Consider the following 19,110-nt stretch of genomic DNA (forward strand, 5'->3'; position numbering starts at 1 on the left):
ACAGCGCACTCGCTTCTTTTTTACATTTTTGCATACATATAAGGCATTTCCCGGTCGAAAGGACAGAGTGAGTGGAGCACCTACATGGCACGTACAACTTAGAACTTGTTATTTTATCCTATATTATTGCATCGTTAGCTTCATACGCTGCCCTTGACCTTGCAGGCCGTGTAAGTCAGGCTAACGGGATGGCGCGGAATGTATGGCTTACCTGCGGTGCAGTATCGATGGGGCTGGGAATCTGGTCCATGCATTTCGTAGGTATGCTGGCTTTTGTTCTGCCTACGCAAGTCTCCTATTCCACCGGTAAGGTTGTTTTATCTGTTCTACTTGCTATTGTCGCATCTGGGGTGGCCTTGAACATTGCGGGTAGACAATCGGGCAGGATAAGCAAACTCATGATTGCTGGAGTACTGATGACAGCGGGGATCAGCTCGATGCATTATGTGGGAATGGCAGCGATGTCAACTCCGGTTACGTATGAACCAGGCAGAGTGGTGTTATCCATTCTGATTGCAGCGCTTGCTTCATTTGCGGCATTGTGGCTCATGTTTTTCTTCCAGTATCATCAATCAAGACATACCTGGGTTTACAAGATGGGCAGCGGTCTCATTATGGGTGTTGGAATCTCTGGCATGCATTATACCGGGATGTCAGCCGCACATTTCCATCATTCACATGGCACGATGGTAAGTTCAGGTATGCAGATTGAGCCAGGCATTCTCGCCTACTTGATCGCATCCGGCACATTTATTGCTTTGGGCTTGACGTTGTTTGGCATATTTATCAATCAGCGAATGTCACAGAAAGATCGACGGATTCATGAGAATGAGCAATGGTATCAGGCCCTGTATCATAACCATTCGGATGCCATTATTTCAGTGAACAAGGAAGGTATTGTCAAAGGAATTAATGCTGCTGTTACAACAATCACCGGATATCCTGAAAAAGGGGTCATGGATCGTTCCATTGATGAGATCGCTGAGCAAATCGATATAGAGTGGATAAGTGAATTTGATTCCATCGATTGGGATGATCATGGGCTGGAGCAGGCGCACTACATGGCCAAAATGAGAGACATTCAGGGTAAACTTCTGGACCTTAGTATTGTTGTAGTTCCTGTTGTCATTGATGGCAGACATGTGGGAAGTCACATTTTGATCAAAGACGTTACGGAGGAGAAACAGGCTCAGGAGAAGATTCGTCACCAAGCTTTACATGATCCGTTGACGGGGTTGCCCAATCGGCGCAAGTTGGATGATGTGCTGGCTTGTACGATTCACGATTCAGAAGAAAAAGGGAATTCTTTTGCCGTTATGGTGATGGATATAGATCGTTTCAAGATGATTAATGACTCGCTGGGACATTCCATTGGAGATGTATTTCTGAGAGAAGTCAGCAACCGGATCATGAAAGCCATAGAAGCTTCTGATCCCTTGGCCATGGAGAATGTCATGCTTGCCCGGATGGGCGGTGACGAGTTCACACTCGTTGTGACCCAGGATCAAGCGACAGAAGTACGAGTGGCAGAACTTGCAAAACAGATTGTTGAAGCCATTCAGTTACCTTATCGACTGAAGGAGAATGACTTTTACGTAACCGCCAGCATTGGAATTGCGATGTACCCGGATCATGGAGTTGGCGTGGATGCTTTGCTAAAACATGCGGACTCCGCCATGTATGAAGTGAAGAAAAACGGCAAAAATGGATTCCAATTCTACACTGCCCAACTGGATTCGGAACTTTATGAACGCATTGAGCTGGAGGGTTATCTTCGTAAAGCTTTGGAACGCAATGAGATGGTCCTGTACTATCAGCCACAGATTCGTACCGAGGATAGCCGCATGGTTGGTGTGGAGGCTCTTATACGTTGGAACCATCCACTCAAAGGGCTGCTCGCACCCAATGTGTTCATTCCGCTTGCAGAAGAGACAGGCATGATCTATGAGATTGGCAATTGGACGCTGCGGGAAGCATGCAGGCAGATGAAACTCTGGCATGCCAGTGGCGGACCACTCATACCGGTATCGGTTAACTTGTCCAGCCAGCAGTTCCACCAATCCAACTTGGTAGAACAGGTCAAGAATGCACTCTTGGAAACAGGGCTGGATGCTCGATATCTGGAGCTGGAAATAACAGAGAGCATGATGATGGATGCAGCCGTATCCACGGCGATTCTTAATGAACTGACAGCACTGGGTGTCAAGATCAGCCTGGATGATTTCGGTACGGGATACAGCTCACTCAGTTATCTGAAGCACTTCCCGATTCACAAGCTCAAGATTGATCGTTCGTTTGTGACGGACATTACAGAGAGTCACAGCGATCAAGCTATTGTGGCGACCATTATATCGATGGCACAGAATCTCAAGATGGAAGTCATTGCGGAAGGCATTGAGACGAAAGGCCAACTGGATATTCTGATGCAGAATGATTGCCGGGAGATTCAGGGATATTATTTCAGTCGCCCACTGCCGGCAAGTGAAGTGGAGCATGATTTTTTTGTACCGCTGCGATTGCAGGGTAATGGTACACCACCGGTACCATCCTAATTTTATGTATGCCAAGCGGCAAGTCCCCGTGTATGTCGGGGACTTGCCGCTTTTGTATGTCTTATGTTTTATTAATCATTAATCTCATCCAGGATAAGAACATTTATATTTTCGTTTCCAATAATGATAATTGAAAACCTTACAAAAACTTGCGGTGGTGTTTCTTACCATCATACGTAAACCAGATCGGTTTATCCTCGACACGTGTCTCCACATGTACCGTACGCCCCCAGAGGCGATACAGATAAGGCATGGTGCGTTCCATATATTTCAGGTCCAACTCAATGCCTTCATATTGATGTTTCAGCACGAGTTCCCCTGTCCGCAGATAATCAGCATCTTGCACAACCAGATAAGGGGAGCCCCCGTTGACACGTGAAAATACGAGCTGATCCCGTATGTTCTCCCAGGACTTGTCGGTGATTTTCCAGTCCGGGCCTTTTTTCTCAAATACGTAGAGGTCCAGATCCTCGGTTAATTGCTTGGTCATGTAATTGCGGATAAAGGAGGTATCGGAATCGAATTCACGCACCTCGAACATTTTGGCACGACCTTGCCCCGGTTTGCGGCCCCAACGTTCCTGTTCTTCACGGGTTGGGTTATCCCAGCGCCGTTCAATATCCTCGAAAATCTTCAGTCCCAAATAATACGGATTCAGACTTTGTTTGGATGGTTGCACCACGGAGGAGTTGAGCTTCGCAAATTCGATTGTATCCTCACTGTTCAGATCGAGTTCACGGATAATGCGTTGATGCCAGTAGGATGCCCAGCCTTCATTCATGATTTTGGTTTCCATCTGTGGCCAGAAATATAACATCTCTTCACGCATCATACTCATGATATCCCGCTGCCAGTCGGTCAATACTTCGGAGAATTCCTGAATAAACCACATGACATCCTTCTCCGGTTCAGGCGGAAAATGATGGACCTGAATACCTTCGGCGGGTGCTTCTTCGGTCTGCACGTCATCAAGTGACCATAGATCATCATAGCGACCTTCCGGCCGTGGTTTTTTCTCACCGCGCTGCTCCCGCATTTTCATCTCCATGTAGCGTTGTTTGTCCAAATGGCGGGGTTTAATCAACTGTGGGTCCACATGTTCCTGAATCGCGATCACGGCATCGATAAATGCTTCAACCGCTTCCGTTCCGTACTCCATCTCATAATTGCTGATCCGATCCGCCGTAGCAGCCATGCTTTCGACCATATTACGGTTGGATTTGGAGAAGCGGGCATTGTTTTTGAAAAAATCGCAGTGTGCCAGGACGTGGGCTACGATCAATTTGTTCTGAATCAGGGAATTGCCATCCAGCAGGAAGGCATAACAAGGGTTGGAATTGATGACAAGCTCATAAATTTTGCTGAGTCCAAAATCGTATTGCATTTTCATCTTATGGAATGTTTTACCAAAGCTCCAGTGACTGAATCTGGTAGGCATGCCGTAGGCTCCAAATGTATAAATAATATCCGATGGGCAGATTTCGTACCGCATGGGGTAATAATCCAGGCCAAAACCATTGGCAATCTCCATAATCTCGGCAATAGCGTATTCTAGGTCGCGGATCTCATCTGTCATCTAACGCTGCCTCCTTCCCGTTTCTGGAAAAAGCTGCGCAAAGCTTTGTACACTTCGCCTTTTTCTTTGATCACATAATACATGAACTGATCCATTTTGATATGACGATAAGCCGACATCAGTGTGCTGCTGCGGTTGTACTGATTCACTTCGCCGTATCCAAACATATTGCTACGCTTCATTAACTCCCCGATCAGCTTCACACACCGTTCGTTATCCGAGGTCAGATTATCCCCGTCAGAGAAGTGGAAAGGGTAGATGTTGTAACTTGAAGGAGGATAACGGCTGTCAATAATATCCAGTGCCTTCATATATACAGATGAGCAGATGGTGCCTCCGCTCTCGCCACGGGTAAAGAATTCTTCTTCGGTAACTTCCTTGGCTTCTGTATGGTGGGCCAGGAAAACAATCTCAACTTTCTCATACTGACGGCGTAGAAAACGGGTCATCCAGAAGAAGAAGCTGCGCGCGCAGTATTTCTCAAACGAACCCATGGACCCGGATGTATCCATCATGGCAATAATAACGGCATTGGATTGTGGAATGATTTTGTCTTCCCATGTCTTGTAGCGCAGGTCATCCGGACTGATGTGATGGATGCCTGGCGTACCGGTCGTTGCATTGCGACGCAGGTTCTCCAGAATGGTACGTTTCTTGTCAATATTGGATTGCATGCCTTTTTTGCGAATATCGTTGAAAACTACCGTATGTGTCTCAATCAGGTCTTTGTCTTTCTGCTTCAGATCGGGTAATTCCAGCTCAGCGAAGAGCATATCTTCCAATTCCTCAATACTAACTTCGGCTTCCACAATATCGTGACCAGGCTGATCGCCAGCTTTTTCGCCTTTGCCGGGTTTCTGCGAAGCAGAGGGATCACGACCGATGACGTCTCCGACCTGACTGTCACCGTCTCCTTGACCAACATGTTTTTGCTTCTGGTAGTTATACACAAAACGGTACTCATCCAGACTGCGGATTGGTACCTTGATGATTTGTTTTCCATCAGACATGATGATGTTTTCTTCCGTAATCAGATCAGGCAGATTCTGCTTGATGACATCTTTCACCTTTTTCTGATGGCGCTGTTGGTCTTGGTACCCTTTGCGGTGAAGCGACCAATCTTCCTTCGACACGACGAACGAGTAAGGCTGGTGTGAATTTGACATGTAGGCACCCCCCATTGATTACGCGGCACAGTTTGGCCTGTCGGTAATTAAGTATATTCACGGGCGAGGACGATATGTGATGAGAGTGGATATAAAATGATACAATTACGCAAGTTCACCTCGGAGGTAAGGTGAGTCGTAAGAACAGAACTGCACCATTTTTTACAGAAACAGTGAACAAATGTGATATCCTTCCTATACAATAGGAGAAAGAGATCGATCTGGCATCTAATAGGGGTTGTTTAAAAAGTCCACTTTTGATTACGAATCATGCCTAACGGCATGATCAGCATCGAATATGAAATTCAGCCGAAATGTCCGTTGCTCACGTAGTTTTCCTACGCTCCGCTACTCCATTTCTAGCTTCATTCCATCTTCTCGGTACTGAAAACCAGACTTTTTAAACACGTACTAATATAGAGATGCATGTAAAGGAAGGATTCATGTGAATAAAAAGGCGATCAAGGCTTGGATTATGTATGATTGGGCCAATTCGGCTTATGCAACAACTGTGCTGGCCGCAGTACTGCCTGTATTCTATGCTTCGGTGGCTGCAGCAACGCTGGATACGGATACTGCCGCATCCTACCTGGCCTATACACACTCCATTGGCATGTTATGCGTAGCTCTGCTAACACCGTTGCTAGGCACGCTGGCTGATTTGTCAGGACGGAAGGGTGACTTCCTGCGTGTATTTGCAATTATAGGCGTCCTTGCTACATTGGGATTCAGCGCAATCGGAGAAGGGGACTGGGTCCTTGCTTCCGCGTTGCTGGTCATATCTACGATCGGTTTTGCGGGTAGTAACACCTTTTACGATGCAATGCTGCCGGATCTGGTACCCGTGGAAAGAAGGGACATGATATCCTCCAAAGGTTATGCCTATGGTTATATTGGAGGAGGCTTGCTGCTTGCGGTGAACCTGCTGATGATTCAGCAACCAGGTTGGTTCGGAATGAGCAGTACGCTGGCAGGTACACGACTTGCGTTTATCTCTGTCTCGTTGTGGTGGTTGCTGTTCTCGATACCGATCTTTCGCCATGCTCCAAGACGGCCTGCATCACCGGATCTGCCCGGAACATGGACAGGGTATGCTGCGGTGGGCATGCGCAGACTGCGCCACACCTTTCGTCAGATGCGGCGTTTTCCCCAGTTAATCCGCATGCTGGTGGCTTTCTGGTTTTTTAATGACGGCATTAATACCATCATTCTAATGGCTACAATCTATGGGACAAGTATAGGCATAGGCACAGCCGACCTGATGCTCGCGTTACTGTTAACCCAGTTCATCGGGTTCCCGTGTACATTGTTACTGGGAGCATGGGCACAGCGTTGGGGAGCAAAGCAGGTATTAATCGTTAGCTTATCGGTCTACATATGTATTGTGATTCTCGGTTATTTCATGACACAAGCGATCCACTTCTATGTACTCGCCGGGTTGGTTGGTGTCGTGCAGGGTGTGAGTCAATCCACAGCTCGTTCTCTATTTAGCAATCTGATGCCAGCAGGCAGAACAGGAGAGTATTTTGGTTTTGTGAATATTACAGGCAAATTCTCTTCGATCTTTGGTCCATTTGTGTTTGGTTATGTTGGGCAGATCACGGGTTCCACGCGTTGGGGTATTCTGTCGCTCATCTTCTTTTTCGTCGCGGGCATTGCTGTATTGTTAACCGTGAAGGTACAGAAGGGGATGCAGGATGCTACACAGGCAGATCAGGAAGAAGAGCGAAATGGGAGTGTTGGAGCTCCTGGGAAAAGTTCAAATGTAAGGTTTACCTGATGGTTGTTCACCCGGTTTCATATTAAGTTTCTCAACGGATTACGTATGGCTTCAGGCATTGTTCCTCACAGAACATGTCTGGAGCTTATTCGCGTTTGTGCAATCAGAACATAATTGATCATGAATAAGTGCTTAAATGACAGACAACAGAATACAGTGAAAGAGTATGAATTTATGAAAAGGTGAAAATAAAAGATTGACATGATACATTTTGTATCATAGAGTAAAACTATAAATACATATTGTATCTGAGAGTTGTCGAATGTAACCAAGTGTTTTGCTTCATTCCCGGGTGAACTTTCGACGGAGTATTGCAAAACGCTGACCTATAGCGTGCATATTACTCGTTTTGCCAAACACAAAGGTAGAGTCTGGTCTATCCCAGCTACATATTTATACTAATGAACAGAGGAGAGGCTGCCATTGATCGATGCTCAAGGTAACGGACTTGTTTTCTTACTATGTGTTCCCCGCAGTGGTAGTTCCTTATCCACCGTAATGCTGCAAAATCATAGTCGTATATTTGCCACCCAGGAAATGTGGTTTCTGATGAATCTTGTCGATTTGAACAAGGCTGATTCACGTGCTTATGGTGGCAGCTCCATCATTCGTCAGTTCTACAATGCCATGGTATCCGAGGATGTCTTCGAAAAGGCGTGCAGAAGTTTTGCTCTTGAGATCTATAATGGATTCCTGGAAGGGAGCGGAGCAGACTTCATCGTTGATAAATCTCCACGATACTATTACATGCTGGAATGGCTGGATCGTCTGTTCCCTCAGTCCAAGCGCATTCATCTCCAGCGTAATCCTCTGGCCATAGCAGCATCATTCAAAAAGGTAAACCGCCACACAGGAGAAGGATTCGACCTGACTCATAGTCTGCAGAGCTCCAAATTAAATATGAAATCTGTAGATCTTACACTGGGTATGCTCCGCTTGAATGATTATTTTGCCGAACCACATTCCAATGCATATGAATTGCAATATGAACGATTGGTTTCCAATCCTCAGAAAGAACTTGAGAAACTATGCGCGTTTCTGGGAATTCGATATGAACAGGGTATGGAGCAGTATGGACAGTTTCTGGACAGTGCCAAGTCTGACATGTTCTACAGTATGGGCGTGGGTGATCCATTCCTCTCTTCGCATCAAAAGGCACATCAGGATTCTGTTAACAACTGGAAAAACATATTAGAACCGCATGAAGTTGAACTGTATTGCCGTGTGATGGGGGCAGATCTGTTCCACCGGATGGGATACAGTGAACAGCTGGCAGAAGCCGAACAATGGACGGGTGTACATTATGATGCAAGTCCGGATCAAGAGGTCATTGATCGAATCACGCATCAGTTGATAGCAGCGACCGGTTGCCAGTGGCAACCGCAATACCGAATGCAACCGGCAGATTCTGTCGTACATGATCCGCTTGGTAATCTTAATGATCAAGTTGTCGAGGAACCGGAAAAAACAGACCCGACGCTAGCTGCACTGGTAACGATCAGACAGCTGCAAGCCGCACTACGGGCAGCAGATCATCGTCTGGAACGGGGTTACAGTGAGCGAGAACGCTTGAAAGTCCAGCTGGCTTCTGCTCAAAGCAAAATACAGCGTATCAAATCATGGGTACCATTTGGTCACCAGATCAGCGCCTGGGCTTCACAGCGCAAGATTCTACGGGGAGGCAAGTCATGAGCGCCATAGCAGGAATTGTACACAACGATGGTCAGCAGGCGCTATGGGAAGACAGCTGGCGTCTGTACGCAAGCCTGGGGCATGTCCCTGCGGATACAACAGGGGTGTGGAAAGGCAACGAGGCGTTCCTCAGCTGTCATGCCCAATGGATTACACCGGAATCGGTTAGCGAGAAGTTGCCTTTATATGATGAGGAAAGTGGTCTGACCATCACGGCAGATGCCATTCTGGATAACCGGGAACAATTGGCAGATCAAATACAGATATCCAGAGCTGAACTGGCGATGTTATCGGATAGTGAATTGATCCTGCGTGCCTATCAGCGCTGGGGAGACGATGTGGCTGTTCGATTGCTGGGCGATTTTGTATTCGCGATATGGGATGAGCGGAATCGCAAACTGTATGCAGCGAGAGACATTACAGGCATGAGAGCTTTTTATTACCGACATGATGGTTCACGTTTTGCTTTTTGCACACTCATGAATCCGTTGCTTGGGCTTGAAGGGGTACATAAAGAACTTGATGAGACCTGGCTGTCCGAATTCCTTGCCATTCCTGACATGCATGATTCAGCAGATATCAACTCGACCGTGTATCGGGGAATAAGCCAGCTACCTTCTGCACATACACTTGTCTTCCGGGACGGGAGACTGGAGCTGAAGCAGTATCATCGCTGGAATGAAGTCGAACCTCTAAGGCTGAAATCCGATGGTGAGTATGTAGAAGCGTTTCGGGAGGTCTTTGGGCAGGCGGTTGGATCGCGATTGCGAACTCACAGGCAGGTGGCTGCTGCTTTAAGTGGCGGACTGGACTCGGGAGCCGTGGTTGGTTTTGCTTCCGGAACACTGAGAAGTCAGGGCAAACGGCTGCAGGCCTATAGTTATGTTCCCGTACCGGATTTCACAGATTATACGTCGAAAACGTTGCTTGCAGACGAACGGCCCTTCATACGTTCAACCATTAATCATGTCGGCAATATCACAGAGAACTACCTTGATTTTGAAGGCAGAAGTCCACTCAGTGAAGTAGATACCTGGCTCGACATTATGGAAATGCCCTATAAATACTTTGAAAATTCATTCTGGATTCGCGGATTCTATGAAAAAGCGAGCCAGCAAGATGCAGGCATCCTGCTCACAGGCGCACGTGGTAATTTCACCATCTCCTGGGGGCCGGCTCTGGATTATTACGCCAGTCTACTGAAAAGTGGCCGCTGGTATCGCTGGTTCCGTGAGATGCAGCAGTATAGTGAACGGACCGGAATGCCCTTCTCCCGTATAGCCAAGATCACCGGGAAAAAGGCATATCCGGAATGGTTCAAGGCTCAGTCCAAAGGAGCAAGCCAGGCCGCGTCCGTGCAGTTGATCCATCCTGATTTTGCTCAAAGAACAGGTGTACTGGAAAGACTCAAATCCATTATTGTTTTGCAGGGCGGTGCCCAGGCTGATGCACTCAAAGTACGTGCCGAGAAATTCAATAACCTGGCCATTGCGAACAAAAACGGTGCTGTAGCTACAAAATGTTCTCTGCGTTACCGCGCTTGGGAACGTGATCCGACAAGTGATGCCAGAGTCATCCGGTTCTGTCTGTCCGTTCCGATTGAACAATATGTGAAACAAGGGACGGATCGTTCATTGATTCGCCGGGCTACTTCACCGGAGTTGCCTGACAAGGTCAGACTGAATCAACGGGTACGGGGTGTGCAACCTGCAGATTGGTTACATCGCATCATTCCGAATTGGGATGCCTTTACGGCTGAGTTACGTGCTTTGTGTTCTGACAGCAAGGTTGCTGGCATATTAAACACGGAGCGTATCAAGTCTGCCCTGGCCAATTTTCCGAGTCCAAGACCTGAACTTGCTTCGCATCCAGATCTGCGATTGATGATGCATAGTCTGATCGTCTATCGGTTCATTCGGAAATTCTGAATGAGGGCACATGAAAGGAGGTGAATACGATGCAAATGGAAAAAAAGGAATGGCAAGCACCAGCTCTTGAAGTGTTGGAAGTCAATCAAACAATGGCCGGTACTGGCTACAGACAAATTGACTGGATCACGGTTCACGATGCGGATCTGTACGATCCAACTTCCTAAGTTATTTAGTTCCAAAACGTGTCATCATACTTAAAGGGCGGAAATGCAACAAATCCAGCTTTTCGCCTCCGCCCTTATATTGAGCAACATGAATATAAGGGCTTTTTTTACATTTTATTACGAAGGAGGCGTCGTTCATTGTTACCTGTGCATTATGTGGCGTATGGTCTGCGCTGGTCGAGCCAAATTCGAATGCCTGAACTACAGATTGCACCCAAGGATGCGGAGACTGATTTTGATGGCGTGGATGTGCACATCGAGTCTTCTGATCTGACCCCATTGTGGGAGGATTGGGATGTAGGCAACGACAACTTTGTGGCACGGGATGGCAGCCTTTTTTTCAAAATCGAAGATGCAGGCCTGTTTCTAATGGAGCATGGAAAGCGTATCATTGTATCCCCTCAGCCTGGAGCGGACGAGAAAAAGGTCAGATTATTCATCCTGGGCACATGTATGGCTGTCATTATGATGCAGCGTGGTATTCTTCCATTGCATGGCAGTGCTGTGGTTATTGATGGCTGGGCTTACGCATTTGTCGGACATTCGGGGGCAGGAAAATCGACGTTGTCGGCTGCACTGGCATCACGCGGGTATCCGCTTCTCACCGATGATGTTGTCGCACTGACCTGGGATGCCGGGGGAAGAGCCATCGTATCACCTGGTTATCCGCAACAGAAATTGTGGCAGCCCAGTCTGGATGGTTTCGGCATGAAGGAACAGGATTATGCAACGGTTCACGCAGAGATTACGAAGTATGCGATACCTGTTCAGCACTATTTTCATGAGATGGCCGTACCACTTGGTGGAATATTCGAACTTGCTCCCCAACCGGAGGAAAACCATACATCTGTTCAACTGGTTGAAGTGACGGGGCTAGAACGACTGCATCTGTTATGCTCTCATACGTTCCGTGGTGGACTCGTTGCAAGACAGGGGCTGGCACAATGGTTGTTTGAGACGGCTTCAAGGCTTTCAGCAAGTGTGGAGATTGGCAGATTGGTCAGAACGGGTGCTGAATTTACAGCATTTGAGATGGTGGATCGGATCACAGATCATATACGTAAAGGAGTGCATACAGGACAATGACAGCGACTACGCCGATGAATGTGGAAGACCGGGTAACCCGGAAGGAAGGCAATCTGGTCAGTGATATGGGCAGTGAGAAAGTCATGATGAGCATTAGCTCTGGAAAATACTACAATCTGGGGAGTACCGGTGGACGAATCTGGGACCTGATCGCAGAAGAACGCACGCTGGGTGAAGTTGTTGAGGTACTTGCTGCGGAGTACGAGATTGAGCCAGATGTATGTCGTGAGCAGGTGGTGCAATTCCTGGAACATCTGTCCCGTGAAGGTTTAATCGACGTTACTCGCGGAGTGTAGAATCATGTTGCGAAAAATAAAGGCTTATCTCTCGCTCCCGCGGTCAATGCGTCGACTGGTATGGGAGGCCTATATCCTCCTTGGCTGGGCACGCATACAGAAGGCTATGCCATTTGCCAAAATCGCGCCAGGGCTGGGTACGCCAATGGTAGAAACACCGATGACAGGACTTGATCGCAGCGAGGTCATTACTATACGGAATATTTCCAAAGCGATTTCGCTCGCCAGCAAATATACGTTATGGGAAAGCCGCTGCCTTGTAATGGCGATTGCCGGGATGAAGATGCTTGAGCGACGTAAGATAGAGAGTACGTTATACATGGGGACTGCACGGAATAAGCAAGGACATATGATGGCTCATGCCTGGCTGCGAAGTGGTAAATTGATCGTGACCGGAGCTGATACTATGGACCAATATACGGTTGTCGGTGTGTTTGGCAAACGGTGTCCGGAGAAGGGATCTGGGGAGATTGTCTATGATACATGAAAGTGAACTCTATTCATCAGGGTTTCCAAAGGAGCTTAAGCTGATTTTGAGCATGATTAGAGGTGATCTGACGGCTCTATCCCCTGAAGAACTCAAGGCGGGTTTGCAAGGAACCGATTGGCAGCTTTTTCTGCGGCTTGTCTATCATCACCGCTTATACTCTGTCCTTTATTTGAAAATGAAAGAATTGAACTCTGCAATCATTCCTGCAGATGTTATGGAGAGTCTGAGACAACAATATACGGTCAATACGTTCCGCATGTTACATCTGACAGCTGAAATGGAGCAGGTGTGTGGAGCTTTTCGTGAACGCGGTATCCGCAATATTACACTAAAGGGACCAGCGCTCGCCCATGATCTTTATGGCGATGTATCCATGCGAACCTCCAAAGACCTGGATATCCTGATTCCGTTTGATGATGTGGAAGCAGCTGAAGGAATTCTGGCTACCCTCGGATACGTATCCAAGGAAGGGGAGCGGGCACCTACGGTGCGCAGCTGGAAATGGCGGGAACATCATATCTGTTACACCCATCCGGTCAAAAGGACTCAAGTGGAGATCCATTGGCGTCTGAACCCGGATTCGGGGAAAGAAACCGATTTTGAATTGCTGTGGAAACGCAGCCGGTTCAGTTCATACACACAGACACCTGTCCGTATGCTTGAACAAGAAGATCTATGGGCCTATCTCGTAACCCATGGTGCACGACACGGCTGGTTCAGACTGCGCTGGTTACTGGATATCGACCAGATGATCCGCAGCATGCCACTCGATGTGAAGAAAGTAGAGAGACGTCTGAAAGCGGAGGGACGTTTATCGATCGGTTCACAGGCTCTTTATCTGGCTTCGGAGCTGCTGAATACGCCGCTGGATGTCGAGTACAGGTCCTTGATGTCCTTAAGTGACCGTACAGGCAAGCGATTGGCCAGCGAAGGCGCAATGTTCATGAACGACATGCTGGAAAGTCCGGCTGACATGAAAAATTATCAATCGTATCTGTTTAAACTTCGAAGTACGAAACAAAAGTGGTTCTTTTTTATTGAACGTTTGTATCCAAGTACATGGGATGTGGATCAATTGCCGCTTCCACGTTCATTGTTTTTTCTGTACTTTCCGTTACGTCCGTTTCTCTGGTTCTGGCGGCGCATTAAAAGGTATACGGTGACGGAAAGGGGTAAAGTATGATCTCCGAATTAAAGTACTTCATGCGAAAGTTGCATCATGTCACGGGGCCCATTTTATATTGGAATCTGCTGGGGATGATCTGTATCAGTCTCATGGAAGGGATCGGCATCTACATGCTTGTTCCGATGCTGAGTCTGATTGGCGTATTTGAGATGGGCTCCACAGGCTTGAACATTCCCTGGATTGGAGAAGTGTTGAATCGTTTTTCTGAGAATAGCCAATTGTTACTCGTACTGTTCACCTTTGTGTTGATTGTCTCCGGACAGGCCTGGATGCAGCGTCTCCAGACGATCCGTAATACTCGAATCCAGCAGCAATTTGTGCGAACGCTGCGCATGGAAACCTATGGTGCCATTATTATGGCGCAATGGTCATTTTTTCTCCAAAAACGAAAATCCGATTTTAACCATATATTAACCACTGAACTTGCACGTGTGAGCCAGGGAACGAGCATTATGCTGCAAATGGCAGCCTCTCTGATCTTTACGGGAATTCAGATCGGTCTTGCTTTTTGGTTATCCGCCAAATTGACGGCACTTGTGCTGGTCTGTGGATTGTTATTATTTATCGTCTTACGAAAATTCGTCAAGCGGGCCAAGCAGATCGGGGACCAGACCTCTGAATTCTCGCAAAGTTATTATAACGGCATTACCGAGCATTTCAACGGCATTAAGGATATTAAGAGCAACATGCTCGAGCGTTCACACATGAACTGGTTTGAGCGCATGTGCAGACAGATAGAACGCAACGTCATTCAGTTTAGCCAATTGAACAGTGGAACACAGCTTATTCACCGGATGTCCGCAGCAATCATTATTGCGGCATTCATCTATCTTTCTCTTCGTGTAATGACGGTGCCACCCGCAAGTCTGCTGCTCATCATCCTTATCTTTTCCCGGTTATGGCCAAGGTTTACGGCGATTCAGTCCAATCTGGAGTACATCAGCTCCATGCTGCCTGCATTTCGGGTAGTCAGAGAACTGCAAGCGCAGACGGCGAAAAGTCGTGAGATTAGTGCAGAGATTGCTTCGGCAGGAGACGTTGGAACTGATGGGATTCAACCTATGGAACTGAAGGAATCTATCACCTGTGAGGATGTCTGCTATCGCTATGAGGGAAGTGATGCTTACTCATTGAGAAATGTGCAAGCTTCGATTCCAGCAAAGGGTATGACCGCAATTGTAGGTAAATCCGGAGCAGGCAAGAGCACGCTGATAGATCTGATTATGGGCCTCGTAAGGCCTGAATCTGGTCGTATTCTGATTGACGGAGTGCCTCTGTCAGAAGAACGATTATTGAGCTGGCGAAGTTCCATCGGATATGTCTCCCAGGACCCATTCCTGTTTCATACGAGTATTCGTGAGAATCTGCGTCTTGTTGATCCAAATGCAAGTGAAGAACAGATGTGGCAGGCTTTGCAATTTTCCTCCTCTGCGGCATTTGTACGGAAGTTGCCTCAGGGTCTGGATACGATCATTGGTGATCGGGGTATACGTCTATCCGGGGGTGAACGTCAGCGATTGGTGCTTGCCCGGGCTATGCTGCGTAATCCTTCTGTATTGGTACTGGATGAAGCAACGAGTGCGCTGGACAGTGAGAATGAACAGTACATTCATGAGGCGTTAGAACGGCTAAAAGGACATGTGACCATTATCGTGATTGCACACCGATTGTCCACGATTCGGACGGCAGATCGTGTAATTGTGCTTGATGAAGGTCGGGTGATTCAAGAAGGCGGGTACCAGCAGTTATCAACAGATCCGGTAGGGACGTTCAGAAAGCTTCTTAATATGCAAGCGGGTGTCGTGGGGCAGTAAGTAAGTGAGTGGACATTAGAAGACGTTCAAACGCGATGCTAGAGCATGTGTATCTTCTTCTCTGTATTCATTTATTGATGGTATAACCAGCAATGGTATCACGTAAAAGAGGCGCGCCACGATGGGCGCGCCTTTCATGTTGGTGGTTCGTATATTGAGCAAGGACTAATGAACAACAGCTGTTTTTGTAGGAAGCGGCAGTTGAAGAGCACCGATCTGCTCCAAATGCTGTACGATCTCTTGCACGGCTTCCTCAATGGACCATTGCTCTGTATCGATAATAAATGAAGGAGATTTTGGTACATCATAGGGGGCGGAAATGCCTGTGAAATGCGGGATGTCACCATTGCGGGCTTTTTTGTATAGACCCTTGGGATCACGACGCTCACATTCTTGAATTGAACAGCGCACATAGATTTCAATGAAATCATCTGGTTCAAATAACTGTCTAACCATCTCCCGATCCTGTTCATGAGGAGAGATAAAAGCCGAAAGTACAAACAACCCGGCATCTACCATTAACTTCGATACTTCTCCAATTCGCCGCAAATTTTCTTGACGATCCCCTGTTGTAAAACCGAGATCACGGTTCAGTCCATGACGTACATTATCCCCGTCTAGAACATAACAGCGTACGCCTTGGTCGTAAAGATACTGCTCCAGGGCAAATGCAAGGGATGACTTTCCTGCACCTGATAACCCGGTGAACCAGATGGCACGACTACGGTGCCCATTATGTTTCTCCCGGTCCTGTCTGTTGATGCTGGATGATTGCCAGGTTATATTGCGCTCTTCCTTCGACATGAGTATCCCGCCTTTTCCCTACCATGATATGTATAATATTTTAACATATTTACAAGATTATAGCACCTTACAGATTTCTTCAAAATAAGCGTGAATCGACAAAATATCGGGTATAGATGTAGTACATACATAAGCATTATGCATATATCCAAGGAGTTTTTTGCATGAAATGATGTAAAATGCTCACATCGCAGGAGGAACAATGTCATGAACGAAAACATACAAAACATACAAGTTGGATTCAAATGCCCGGATTGCCATCAGGAGGTTCGAGTGGAATTTATAGATGAACAGGTCAGCACAGTTCGTTGTAAAGGTTGTGACAGAGCGTACACCCTTTTGAAGCCAACCATTGGTGATGAAATTCTTCTGGATTGGGAACAGGAGGCGTTATATCACAAGCTGAGAGCAGAACGATCTGAACTGGATAATCACAATATGTCTGCCTTGATTATCAAAGTTATCGAGTTGCTTACATGGCGTGATCGGGGAGATGGACAAACTCGTGCCATACAGACCGTGAGGGAATGGCTTGCCTCCAGTGGCAAACCCCAGACCTTGTTTGAATTGTTCTATCAATCTCCGCCACAACCTGAAAATAAACGTTTTGATCGTTAAGGATTTACATACATTAGCTGTTCCTGTGGCATATTACCTGAAGGTGTTCGTGTGTGCAAACGACTAACCGAATTTTCAGGAACAGGAGCGGATGGAATGAAGCGAATGGTTCTATATATACTGGTGGCACTGTTATCTATCAGTATGGTACCGGCACAGACTGAAGCATCGCCGGTTACCGGAGCATATCACTTTGGCTTCAAAAAAAGTCAAAACGGTCAGCTGCCCTCCATTGATCAGGAAGGCTTCAAATCGATCTTACAACATAACGATGCCATTTTCCTGGGGGATACAAAGCAAAAGGAATTGTATCTCACGTTTGATAACGGGTATGAGAATGGATTCACGCCTGCCATACTGGATGTTTTGCGTACCAAGAAGGTGCCAGCTGCTTTCTTTGTGACAGGTCATTATCTGAAAGATCAGCCTGAGTTGGTCAAACGCATGGCGGCTGAAGGTCATATTGTCGGTAATCATTCATGGAGTCATCCGGATATGACCCGCATCTCCAATGAAAAGCTTAGAGAGGAACTCGAGAAGGTCAAGTCGGAGGTCAATCGGCTGACGGGTCAACAAGCGACCTTTTTACGGCCACCGCGTGGGATTTTTAACAATCGTACGCTTGCAGAGAGTCATGCTCAGGGTTATGTGAATGTGTTCTGGTCTGTTGCTTATAAAGATTGGGATACCAATGTACAGCGTGGCGCACAATATGCTCATCAACAGGTGTTGAAACAACTCCATCCGGGTGCTGTTATTTTGCTTCATTCGGTATCCAAAGATAACACGGAAGCTCTGGGTTCCATCATTGATGAGGCTCGCAAGCAAGGATATGCATTCAAAAGCCTGGATGATCTGCGGACCAAAAGTTATTGATCCATTATCATAATGAGCAATGGACCAAGTGTAGGTCATTCAAAAGTTTAGCAAAAATATTAAAGGGCATCCTGAGCGTTTAAGCTCGGAATGCCCTTTTTAGTTATATCAGTATGCCAGTCCAAGTATTGGATGTACCCACATACAGATCCAGAAGAAAGGATTGGGTAATACGATACGATGTAACGTGTAATACTATAAAACAGTGTTATAGATGATTCCAATCGTTTTCGGGCCGCAGTGACTGCATATTACACACCCAGCAGTGGTTAGTTCCACTCGGGCACCCGTCTGTTCCTGCAAAGACTTCTGCAAGTCCAGCGCATCCTCTTCGGCCATGGTGTGCACAACGATCAGCAGGTCTGGATCGATCTGATCCTTCTGGCTAAGTGTATTATTCAGCATTTGTTCCAGCGCTTTCTCCCGTTTACCGCGTACTTTATAAGCAGGTGCCATCTTACCATCCGTTACCCGGATGACAGGGCGAATCTTGAGCAGGCTACCAATCAGGTTCTGCATGCCCGAACAGCGTCCGCCTTTATGCAGATACTCCAGGGTATCGATGACAAATTCGGTGCGTACATTTGGTTTCATCGCCTCAATCAGGTGTGTAATCTGAGTCAGGTTTTGTCCTTTATCGGCAGCATATACAGCTTTCATCACCATCAGCGCAATTCCTGATGAGAGATTCTGTGAGTCAATGACCGATATTCGACCTTCCGGGAATTCGGAACTCGCTAGTCGTGCATTTTGATAGGTAGAGGAAAGTTCAGAAGATAAGCTGATATATAAAATCTCATCCCCTTGATCTATGTAAGGTTGAAATGCCGTCATGAAATCAGCGGGGGAAGGTGCAGCTGTTTTGGGAAGACGCCCATCTTGGCTGACACGTTCATATAGCTGTTCAGGTTTAATCTCAGCACCGTCTTTCAGTGATTCTTCACCGAACACGACATATAAGGGGATGATGCCGATATCGTGCTGCTGGATCCATTCTGGAGCCAGATCACTTGTGCTGTCCGCAAAAATTTTGATTCGTGACATGTCAATCTCCTTTGAAAACAATGATTTTGGCAAAA

General features: G+C 47.0%; 16 protein-coding genes. 12 read left to right on the plus strand and 4 right to left on the minus strand.

The features are described from left to right. The first annotated feature begins 71 nt into the window (after positions 1-71). On the plus strand, positions 72-2,552 hold the full coding sequence (locus J2X75_RS01670; protein WP_310333933.1) for an EAL domain-containing protein: 2,481 nt from the start codon (positions 72-74) through the stop codon (positions 2,550-2,552). A gap of 139 nt (positions 2,553-2,691) precedes the next feature. Here J2X75_RS01670 and J2X75_RS01675 read toward each other — a convergent pair whose 3' ends face one another. After that, on the minus strand, positions 2,692-4,128 hold the full coding sequence (locus J2X75_RS01675; protein ID WP_307538199.1) for a SpoVR family protein: 1,437 nt from the start codon (positions 4,126-4,128) through the stop codon (positions 2,692-2,694). Further along, positions 4,125-5,294 carry a sporulation protein YhbH gene (yhbH, locus tag J2X75_RS01680; RefSeq protein WP_310333935.1) on the minus strand — a complete coding sequence of 390 codons (1,170 nt, stop codon included), beginning with the start codon at positions 5,292-5,294 and terminating at the stop codon, positions 4,125-4,127. Before yhbH ends, J2X75_RS01675 begins: the two co-directional genes overlap by 4 nt. A 445-nt stretch (positions 5,295-5,739) precedes the next feature. Between yhbH and J2X75_RS01685 the strand changes: the two genes are divergently transcribed. The 9 genes from J2X75_RS01685 to J2X75_RS01725 all read left to right on the plus strand — a co-directional run bounded on the left by J2X75_RS01685 (position 5,740) and on the right by J2X75_RS01725 (position 15,733). Next, entirely contained in the window at positions 5,740-7,074 is a 1,335-nt protein-coding gene (locus J2X75_RS01685; protein WP_310333937.1) for an MFS transporter, read from the plus strand. Between the two features lie 423 nt (positions 7,075-7,497). Further along, entirely contained in the window at positions 7,498-8,766 is a 1,269-nt protein-coding gene (locus J2X75_RS01690; protein WP_310333939.1) for a sulfotransferase family protein, read from the plus strand. Next, positions 8,763-10,694, plus strand: a complete 1,932-nt coding sequence (locus J2X75_RS01695) for an asparagine synthase-related protein (protein WP_310333941.1) — start codon at positions 8,763-8,765, stop codon at positions 10,692-10,694. The genes J2X75_RS01690 and J2X75_RS01695 overlap by 4 nt, the downstream gene beginning before the upstream one ends. Before the next feature lie 29 nt (positions 10,695-10,723). After that, entirely contained in the window at positions 10,724-10,861 is a 138-nt protein-coding gene (locus J2X75_RS01700) for a paeninodin family lasso peptide (RefSeq protein ID WP_174806426.1), read from the plus strand. Between the two features lie 138 nt (positions 10,862-10,999). Continuing rightward, a complete protein-coding gene (locus J2X75_RS01705; RefSeq protein ID WP_150365755.1) occupies positions 11,000-11,947 on the plus strand; it encodes an aldolase in 948 nt (315 codons plus the stop codon). Next, a complete protein-coding gene (locus J2X75_RS01710; protein ID WP_017689560.1) occupies positions 11,944-12,243 on the plus strand; it encodes a lasso peptide biosynthesis PqqD family chaperone in 300 nt (99 codons plus the stop codon). The genes J2X75_RS01705 and J2X75_RS01710 overlap by 4 nt, the downstream gene beginning before the upstream one ends. 4 nt (positions 12,244-12,247) lie before the next feature. Further along, positions 12,248-12,730, plus strand: coding sequence for a lasso peptide biosynthesis B2 protein (locus J2X75_RS01715; protein WP_091014637.1), 483 nt, complete (start codon positions 12,248-12,250; stop codon positions 12,728-12,730). 52 nt (positions 12,731-12,782) lie between these two features. Beyond that, positions 12,783-13,916: a nucleotidyltransferase domain-containing protein gene (locus J2X75_RS01720; protein WP_307543256.1), complete on the plus strand. Its 1,134-nt coding sequence runs from the start codon at positions 12,783-12,785 to the stop codon at positions 13,914-13,916. Next, positions 13,916-15,733: an ABC transporter ATP-binding protein gene (locus tag J2X75_RS01725; RefSeq protein ID WP_310336616.1), complete on the plus strand. Its 1,818-nt coding sequence runs from the start codon at positions 13,916-13,918 to the stop codon at positions 15,731-15,733. Before J2X75_RS01720 ends, J2X75_RS01725 begins: the two co-directional genes overlap by 1 nt. A 165-nt stretch (positions 15,734-15,898) precedes the next feature. On the opposite strand, the gene cysC is transcribed toward J2X75_RS01725, so the two are convergent. After that, entirely contained in the window at positions 15,899-16,537 is a 639-nt protein-coding gene (gene cysC / locus J2X75_RS01730; protein WP_210107619.1) for an adenylyl-sulfate kinase, read from the minus strand. A 207-nt stretch (positions 16,538-16,744) separates the two neighbouring features. Between cysC and J2X75_RS01735 the strand changes: the two genes are divergently transcribed. Continuing rightward, on the plus strand, positions 16,745-17,155 hold the full coding sequence (locus J2X75_RS01735; RefSeq protein ID WP_310333946.1) for a hypothetical protein: 411 nt from the start codon (positions 16,745-16,747) through the stop codon (positions 17,153-17,155). A gap of 96 nt (positions 17,156-17,251) precedes the next feature. Then, positions 17,252-18,031 carry a delta-lactam-biosynthetic de-N-acetylase gene (pdaA, locus tag J2X75_RS01740; RefSeq protein ID WP_124113744.1) on the plus strand — a complete coding sequence of 260 codons (780 nt, stop codon included), beginning with the start codon at positions 17,252-17,254 and terminating at the stop codon, positions 18,029-18,031. 195 nt (positions 18,032-18,226) lie between these two features. Here pdaA and J2X75_RS01745 read toward each other — a convergent pair whose 3' ends face one another. Continuing rightward, complete coding sequence (locus J2X75_RS01745) at positions 18,227-19,075, minus strand: DegV family protein (protein WP_307538184.1); 849 nt, start codon at positions 19,073-19,075, stop codon at positions 18,227-18,229. Positions 19,076-19,110: the final 35 nt, after the last annotated feature.

The sequence above is a fragment of the Paenibacillus sp. 2003 genome, from assembly GCF_031455635.1.
GTDB classification, from domain to species: Bacteria; Bacillota; Bacilli; order Paenibacillales; family Paenibacillaceae; genus Paenibacillus; species Paenibacillus amylolyticus_B.